The organism is Lysinibacillus antri (genome assembly GCF_003977595.1).
Taxonomy (GTDB): Bacteria; Bacillota; Bacilli; order Bacillales_A; family Planococcaceae; genus Ureibacillus; species Ureibacillus antri.
Window position 1 is genome coordinate 1 of sequence record NZ_RYYR01000050.1, and the last position, 8,277, is coordinate 8,277.

Annotated in this window: 8 protein-coding genes, 2 rRNA genes and 1 riboswitch; of the genes, 4 read left to right on the top strand and 6 right to left on the bottom strand. The window is 36.2% G+C overall.

The features are described 5' to 3' along the window. Window positions 1-70, bottom strand: a 16S ribosomal RNA gene (locus EK386_RS19350); the annotation flags it as partial. 625 nt (window positions 71-695) lie between these two features. After that, window positions 696-873: riboswitch (cobalamin riboswitch) on the top strand. Between the two features lie 96 nt (window positions 874-969). Here EK386_RS19350 and cobT point away from each other — a divergent pair. Both cobT and EK386_RS19360 read left to right on the top strand, forming a co-directional pair. Next, a complete protein-coding gene (cobT, locus tag EK386_RS19355) occupies window positions 970-2,025 on the top strand; it encodes a nicotinate-nucleotide--dimethylbenzimidazole phosphoribosyltransferase (protein WP_126660823.1) in 1,056 nt (351 codons plus the stop codon). 131 nt (window positions 2,026-2,156) lie between these two features. Continuing rightward, window positions 2,157-2,510 (top strand): zinc-binding dehydrogenase, encoded by a 354-nt coding sequence (locus EK386_RS19360; RefSeq protein WP_246027735.1) that lies wholly within the window; start codon window positions 2,157-2,159, stop codon window positions 2,508-2,510. 104 nt (window positions 2,511-2,614) lie between these two features. On the opposite strand, the gene EK386_RS19365 is transcribed toward EK386_RS19360, so the two are convergent. Together EK386_RS19365 and EK386_RS19370 are read right to left on the bottom strand one after the other, a co-directional pair. After that, window positions 2,615-2,818 carry a hypothetical protein gene (locus EK386_RS19365; RefSeq protein ID WP_126660824.1) on the bottom strand — a complete coding sequence of 68 codons (204 nt, stop codon included), beginning with the start codon at window positions 2,816-2,818 and terminating at the stop codon, window positions 2,615-2,617. 496 nt (window positions 2,819-3,314) lie between these two features. Continuing rightward, window positions 3,315-3,755 carry a DMT family transporter gene (locus EK386_RS19370; protein ID WP_126660825.1) on the bottom strand — a complete coding sequence of 147 codons (441 nt, stop codon included), beginning with the start codon at window positions 3,753-3,755 and terminating at the stop codon, window positions 3,315-3,317. A 570-nt stretch (window positions 3,756-4,325) separates the two neighbouring features. On the opposite strand from EK386_RS19370, the gene EK386_RS19375 reads away from it, so the two are divergent. Then, window positions 4,326-4,685, top strand: coding sequence for an N-acetylmuramoyl-L-alanine amidase (locus tag EK386_RS19375; RefSeq protein WP_246027736.1), 360 nt, complete (start codon window positions 4,326-4,328; stop codon window positions 4,683-4,685). Window positions 4,686-4,767: 82 nt separating this feature from the next. Here EK386_RS19375 and EK386_RS19380 read toward each other — a convergent pair whose 3' ends face one another. Continuing rightward, on the bottom strand, window positions 4,768-5,253 hold the full coding sequence (locus EK386_RS19380; protein WP_126660827.1) for a hypothetical protein: 486 nt from the start codon (window positions 5,251-5,253) through the stop codon (window positions 4,768-4,770). 662 nt (window positions 5,254-5,915) lie between these two features. Further along, window positions 5,916-6,629: a LuxR C-terminal-related transcriptional regulator gene (locus EK386_RS19385; protein WP_158674474.1), complete on the bottom strand. Its 714-nt coding sequence runs from the start codon at window positions 6,627-6,629 to the stop codon at window positions 5,916-5,918. A gap of 153 nt (window positions 6,630-6,782) precedes the next feature. Between EK386_RS19385 and EK386_RS19390 the strand changes: the two genes are divergently transcribed. Continuing rightward, the gene (locus EK386_RS19390; RefSeq protein WP_126660829.1) at window positions 6,783-7,904 is read left to right on the top strand and encodes a class II histone deacetylase; all 1,122 of its coding nucleotides are present in this window, start codon (window positions 6,783-6,785) and stop codon (window positions 7,902-7,904) included. A 250-nt stretch (window positions 7,905-8,154) separates the two neighbouring features. On the opposite strand, the gene rrf is transcribed toward EK386_RS19390, so the two are convergent. Continuing rightward, window positions 8,155-8,270, bottom strand: a 5S ribosomal RNA gene (gene rrf / locus EK386_RS19395). Window positions 8,271-8,277: the final 7 nt, after the last annotated feature.

The following is an 8,277-nucleotide window of genomic DNA, read 5'->3' on the forward strand; positions in this document are numbered from 1 at the left end:
TCCGCTCGACTTGCATGTATTAGGCACGCCGCCAGCGTTCGTCCTGAGCCAGGATCAAACTCTCCATAAAAGAGAACTTGATAAAGCTCAAATTCTTTGCTGGCATCAATTATGATGTCCAAATTTTGTTTCCTAATTTAATAAGAAACTATATTTCATTAACGTTTTGTTGTTCAGTTTTCAAAGTTCATTTATCGCTCATTCAAGCGACAACTTTCATATCTTATCAAATAACGATTATGTTTGTCAATATTTATTTTTAAGATATTTTCAAACACTGTCACAACGACAGGAATTTTATTATATCAAAATACCTATTAACTTGTCAACCACTTTGAAAAACTACTTATTTCTTAGCTTTTCTTCAATGTATATCGTTTTGCGACAGTTACATAATAATATCAACTTAATAAAAATAAGTCAATAAAAACTATTGAAAAAATCATATTTTTATTTTCCTACTATATAAAATAACTACAGCTGATCATTTAGTGTTGCATCTTTTGCAATACCCTCGCTACGATTATTCTGTAACTTCTATTAATATTATGAAAAAGCCGTTCCACACGTCACTTTTAACAAATAGCTTTTTCTGCAAAATAACTAGTTGCTGAGGTTGATCTTACCGAAATTATTCAAACTTTCTGGACCATATGATGCTTGACGAACAAAACTCTTCAGCGTAAATTAAATTTAACTACATAAAAGTATTAGGTGCCCCATATAGGGAGAATAGGGAATAAAGTGAAAATCTTTAGCGGTCCCACCACTGTAAAAGGGAGTTTCATAGAGAATGCCACTAGAACTATTCTGGGAAGGTTTTATGAAATGATGATCTTGAGCCAGGAGACCTGCCTACTTACTTAGAATCATATAGGCGATGGAAAAGTCTGTAGTTTATTCGTAATGGAATAAACTGCAGACTTTTTTTATTTTCCTATTTTAAAAAACAAAAGGAGAAGTGAAACGATGCAATTATTACAACAAACAATCGATCAAATTCAAGCAGTAGATCAAGACATGATGGCAAAAGCACAAGAACGTGTGGATGCCCTTAGTAAACCACCACAAAGCTTGGGAAAACTCGAAGCTCTTGCTGTGCAACTGGCTGGGATTACTGGAGAGCTATTCCCTAACATCAATCAAAAGGCCATGATTGTGATGGCTGGAGATCACGGTGTGTATGATGAAGGGGTTACAACGAATCCACAGAGCGTAACCGTTTTTCAAACATTAAGTTTTCCTAAAGGCTTATCTGGTGTCTGTGCCATCGCAAAAATTACGAATGCCAAAATCGTACCCGTAGATATTGGTGTAAAAGAAGACCTTCCAACTAATGCAGGTGTCATTATAAAGAAAGTAAAATACGGAACAGATAATATGGCAAAAGGTCCTGCCATGACAAGAGAAGAAGCAATACAAGCCATCGAAGTCGGCATCGAAGTAGCAACGGAAGAAATTAAAAAAGGTGTTAATTTACTTGGTACGGGCGAAATGGGGATCGGCAACACAACTCCTAGTGCAGCGATTTTATCCGTTATTCATCATTGCGATCCACTTGAAGTAACAGGATTCGGTGCAGGTGTTGGTGCTGGACGCATTGAGTATAAAGCAGAGGTCATTCGTAAAGCGATTGCATTAAACAAACCAAATCCACAAGACCCTATCGATATTTTAGCGAAAGTTGGTGGTTTAGAAATTGCTGGAATGGCTGGTGTCGTCCTTGCAGCAGCCGCAAATCGCGTTCCAGTTGTAGTAGATGGCTATATCTCCACAGTAGCTGCTTTAATTTCCTACAAACTTGAAGCAAAAGTAAAAGAATACATTATCCCTTCTCATGCGTCTGAAGAACCTGGTGCAAAAATCGCAGCTCAATTACTAGACATTGAACCAATGCTACAGATGAATATGCGTTTAGGGGAAGGTTCTGGCGCAGCATTAGCTTTCCCTATTCTTGATGCCGCTTGTTCGATGATGAAAAACATGACAACCCTTGAAGAAGCAATGCTCCTTTTAAATAATTAGCATGTTTTTAAAAACTTGTTTACATGATATATCCGTTATAACAAGTAAATAATCATACTTCTCCCCTTCTAATCCGCACAGTAACCAATGAATTTAGCCTTATAATTGGGTAAAAGAGATCTAGGTAATGAATGACAATTCGTTGCCTAGATCCCTTTTATTGTTCCATGAGATTATTCCTTATCCTAATTGGACAAACAACTGCTGATGCACTGGAAGCCGTAAAACCACAAGGAACTGTTGTAATTGTTGGTATGGGTAAATTAGAAGCCAATATCAATACGTATTTAATGATTACAAAAGAAATTAAACTGTTAGGAAGCAATGGTGGATCAGTAGAAGACTTACAAGGTGGATATGATTGCTTCGCTACTGGAAAAATGAATCCAACTCTGATCACAATCCCATTTGAAGAAATCGACAAAGGCTTAGAAAAACTCAAAAATCATGAAGTGAAGGACCGCTTAGTCGCTGTATTTGAATAAATGGTAGAGAGGGTGAGACAAAACTCTCGTCTGAAATGAAATAGCCTGTGAAATTTTACAACAAGTAAAACTTCACAGGCTTTCATATTTTTAAAATAAAATTGTCAGCACTTAGGTTTCTGATTACCTAAATTTGCACCATTATCATGCTTAAATGTTTGGCCTTTAGAAGGGATAAATTCTTTTGCAATCTCTTCTTGGCTCTTCGGTTGTGATTTCAATGACGCAAATGCATTTGACATCCTACTTGCTTCCCCTTTATTTGTCTGACCACTTTTTTTATTTTTCCTATGATCGAATATTGACACCGTCATCATCTCCTTAGTACTTAATATGAGAGAAGGCGAATGTAATTATGTCAAGAAAGGTTTGTCAAAATATCTAGTACTGAAAATCTTTCATTTTGCATTATTCAATTCGATATTTTTTTGCATTTTTTCATAAATTCGTCGTTATCTATACAACATACTACCCACAACGTTAGTTTCATGTTTTTCAATCTTCCACAATCAAGCACTTTCCCTAAAAAGCTCTTATTTTCATTATAGGGGCAGGTCATGAAGTACTTCCTTTAGTAAAAACGTCGATTGAGGTTAAAAATTAGAGTCACCTGTATTCCTGTGTTTACAGCTTCCTGTAAATACAGGAATACAGTTTTGTTTATAGGATTTGACAAAAAATTAGACACCTATGTTTTAAAATCAACTGCGACAACAAACTTGTTCGTTTGCTGCCACAATCGCTTTTAACATAGATGTGTAGCTCTAAATCTAGTAAATGATGAAGCATTTATTAGATTTAGAGCTACTTTTTATTGTAAAGATATAAAGCAATGAACATTAATGAAACGGCAGCCATTTTGTTCATGTCTATAGGGCGACGTTCTGCACCAAACAGACCAAAGTGATCAATGGTGACACTCAGGATAATCTGCCCAACAATAACTGCTAGCAAAGTAGTTGATACACCAATTTTTGGAACAACAAGCACTTGAACGATAACAAAAAAAACACCTAATATTCCACCAAGTAATTGCCACTTAGGGACGGTATTAATAGCTGAAATTTGACCGTTACCTAGAAAGATTAATATCAATAATAAAACTAATGTACCTAATGCAAAACTAAAAAATGCTCCCTCAATAACACCAATTTTTCTCCCTAAACCACCGTTAATTTGACCTTGCACAACCACAGCCATACCAGCAATTAGCGCAAGCAACGGGAAAAGTAACTTTAATAACATCAACATTCTCCTTAAAATAAAGAGTTTATTCTTAATAAGCATTATAGTAAATTCTATCAAATAATTACTATTTAAATGAATTATCTTATTTTTAGTGCATTTACTAGAAGTAAAAAAGACCACCAATAATGATGATCTTTTCCTTCGCTAATATTTATTTAAAAACACTCACTGCAATCCCTCTGTTTATCGAGACAACTTATACATAACTGATTAAGGTTACCCTTACGATATGGAGGGCACTGAAAAACTAAATCCTTATAAAAAGTTATAGTAATTATTTGCTTCTTATTATGAAGTGGGATTCACTTCGCTTTCCACGGGCTTGGCTTCAGCCTCCTCGTCGTAAGCTCCTGCGGGGTCTTCAGCTCAAGCTTTTCCCGTAGGAGCCTTCGTGAATCCCACTTCCAAAATAGAATAGTATATTTTTACTATAAAAAATTATTAACAACTACTTTTTCAGTGGCCTCACGATATGGCTGCACTTCTTTTGAAAGTTGTTTTGCCAGTGAGTATCAACTTCCCCATACATCCACTTTCTAGAACTACTTTACAATTTAAATCTCCTTTATTTCATTCCACCGAAACGCAGCTGCCAATCCAAGTGCGAATGGTGTTGAAACATTCGTATTTACCATAAATAACAGTAAGTCCATGCCACTTGCGACAGCGATTCAAAAAGCTTTGGTTGAGATTGGCTTTAGAAATCGTGGCGTAAAAACTGCGAACTTCCACGTCTTAAGGGAAACCTACTCCCCTGCTGTGTTATTGGAGGTTGGGTTTATTTCTAACACATCGGATAATATGTTATTTGATAGTCGTTTTGAGAATATAGCAAAGGCGATTGCCGGGGCGATTATTGGTGCTGTTGGTAAAGGAAGTGCTAGTGCGGTGAAGCGTTGTTCTGCTTGTGGGCAGATGATTAAGTAAAATAAGTGGCGCATTAAAAACCGGAGAAACATTGGTTTTTAATGCATTTTTTGTGTGAGGTATTTAGTTATTCAATATTGTTTTAGTAACGCCATCGTCCCAATAATTTGTTCAGATAAAGGTAGTTAAAACTAATTACATATCCCATAACGAATCCACTTAATACTGCAAAACCACCCCATTCGATAATCCCACCTGCAATATCATAAAAAAGGACACTATTCCAATTTCCTAAAAAGTAAGGATCCTCTCCTAAATTGGATATATGTAATTCTGCCCTTGTTTCAACTCCTATAAAAGCAAATCGAATACCCATGAATAAGTAATAAGAAACAATCGAAAGCAACCAAGTCAGACTGCACACCAATGAAGGTGCTATTTTTGATTTAGAGACTTGTGATTCTATTAAAATAATCGGTATGAGTGGTACTAACCAAACTCCGTAAGTAAATATCCTCCAAACAATCCCTCCTTGACCAAGAACATCTGAAATAAAGCTATGAAAATAGAAATCAAGCACTCCAAAGACAATTCCAATCACACCATAGATGAACCAACGTTTTTTCATTAAACTTCCCTCGTTTTTTAACTCATTTGGTAAATACTTACTTACTTTAGACGTAAGCATGAGGTTGTTTAGTTTCAAAACAAGTGATAAATTCAAGCGTTTGGTGCTGACCTCATTAAAGGCTTAGTGACAGTGTTCTTGCTATAGACCACAAAGTAAGCTGGGAGGAATATTAAAATGCATCCTATTCTTTTAATTAATTAAGAGCTTTTTTAAACATCGTAGGAGCCTCTTAAACGTTTTTTCTTATCAGGACTATATATATGGAAAACTTTTGAGGGCTTTATAAACAAAAATAAAGACGTTTTAGAAGCATTTATAAGAGAGAACGGGATGCAATAATAGGGTGTTAATTGGCTCCCATAACACGCTATGGTTCCGGGGAAATTGTCGTGTGAGACTTGGTCGTAAAAAAGCTAAGATGTAGATCTACACGGAAATTTTATGGTGCCCCTTCTTTCTTTTCATCTGGCTACATACAAAAAAAGAGCCATCCGAAATGGATAGCTAGATAAAACACATATATTTTACTAAGGGGGAGTACTAATATACTCTCCAATTCTCGGAATCTTTATACTTACTAAAACAAAAAATTTTAATTATTTTATAGTAGATTGAAGTACATGAAATTTAACTCTTTGCCACATGTTGTTACGGCTATATCAAAGCTTCTGAACTAATTGTGTTCGATTTTGTACGCTATATTTTTCATAAATATTTTGTAAGTGTTTTTTTACTGTGTTTACGGAGATATGCAATGCCGAAGCGATGGCTTGATTGGTCCATCCTTTTTTAAGGAGATGTACAACATCCATCTCCCTATCTGAAAGTAGGTTGAATTCTTGTTTATCTTTTAATTGATGTAGAAGTACTGAAGCTATCACATCTGATAAAAGTTGGAGGGTGTTACTATCTTTTGGTGTAAATTTATAGGAATTATTTTTTTGCGCCATCCCAATCGCACCAACGAATGTATCTTGATGAATAAGTGCTACGACCATTTCATCGTGATATCCGTATTCCTTCAAGAAACGGTCAAAAGGCGATTTGTCATTTTGATTTGACGCCACAAGTTCCTCTAATCGAATAGCCTTTTTTTCGTGAAACAGATTTACGTTTTTAGTAGGATGTAATAAATCGTAATAGTGGTATTCATTAAGATAATCTGTTAATGCTTTATCACTTAGCTTGTAATTAATAGGATCTCTTAAATTTCCATGATCATCTGCGTACCAAAAAATAGTTTGATCAAACCCGAAAAAATCCTCTAGCTTGTGTTGAATGTGTAAGCGCGTATCTTCTACAGGGTAAGCAATTTGAGCCGAAAAGTGGATTATTTTCTCGTATTCTACAGACGTCAAACCATATCTATTCATCCATATCCTCCTTCTAACTATCTCATAATCTAGTATACTGCAAATTTTAGAATTTTCTATAAAATCACCCAAGTGGGTAATAGGAAGATGCTGAAAAATATATTTTAATAAGATTAGATACAACAAAAACTTAGATTTAGACGGAGGGATTTTATGAAGAAGACAGGATTTATTTGTGATGAGAGTTATTTTTGGCATGATACTGGAAATGGTGCATTATTTATGCCACCTGGAGGATATATCGAAACTGATGTTCACTCAGAAAATCCTGCAACAAAACGACGCTTCAAAAATCTACTTGAAATCAGTGGGTTAATGGAAAAATTAGATCAAATTAAGCCTCGCCCAGCCTCTGTTGAAGAAGTGAAATTCTATCATGGTGAATCGTATATAAATAAAGTAAAAGAATTAAGTGAGATTGGTTTTGGTGATGCGGGTGAACTAGCACTTGTAGGAAAAGGATCTTACGAAATCGCATTATTATCAGCTGGTGGCGCAATTACAGCTGTTGAAGCAGTCGTTAACGGTAAAGTCGATAACGCTTATGCTTTAACACGTCCTCCAGGGCATCACGCTGAAGCGGATTTAGGAATGGGCTTCTGTTTATTCAATAACGTAGCCATTGCAGCAAAATATGCGCGTAATGTACTTGGTCTTGAAAGAGTAATGATTCTGGACTGGGATGTACATCATGGTAATGGAACAGAATCGGCTTTCTATGATGACCCAAATGTATTATTCGTTTCTCTACATCAAGAACGATTATATCCACCTGGACGTGGGAAGCGAGAAGATATCGGTAAAGGGGATGGCCTTGGGCGCACGGTAAACATTCCGCTTCCTGCTGGTACAGGAAACGCTGGCTACTTACATGCATTACAAGAAGTTGTAGGCCCAATTGCTGACCAATTTAAGCCAGAGTTAATTTTAATTTCAGCTGGCCAAGATCCTGGCATGTTCGATCCACTTGCACGCATGATGGTAAATGCAGAAGGGTTCAGACAAATGACTCGCTTTATGCTTGATTTAGCTGATAAACATTGTAACGGTAAACTTGTTGCTTGCCATGAAGGAGGATATAGTGCTGCATACGTACCATTCTGTTCTTTAGCAATTGTTGAAGAAATGAGTGGGATCCGTACAGACGTTGAAGATCCATTTGGCGAAGCATTTAAAGATCTCCCAATTGAAGAATTGTATGATATTCAAAAAGATTATGTAGCCAAAGTAAAAGAAGTACAATCAGCATTTTGGAATTTTACTGTTAAGGCTTAATAATAAGAAGCGAAACTCTGATTTAAACAGGGTTTCTTTTCTTTTTTGGGATCCCCGCCAACATTTCACGCAAAATAATACGCTAAGACATTTGGGACTTGCTCAGTAGCCCCTAATTTTCTGAACAAGTCCTTCTTTTGGTTGATAGCACTCCTATAAGATGACTACTTTGCAGTTCATAGCAGAAACGCTGTCACTAAGTCCTATTCAACACAAAAAACACGACTCTAAAAGTCGTGTTTTTTCATATGCCTAGCAACGTCCTACTCTCACAGGGGGAAGCCCCCAACTACCATCGGCGCTAAAGAGCTTAACTTCCGTGTTCGGTATGGGAACGGGTGTGACCTCTTTGCCATCATCACTAGACTATTTA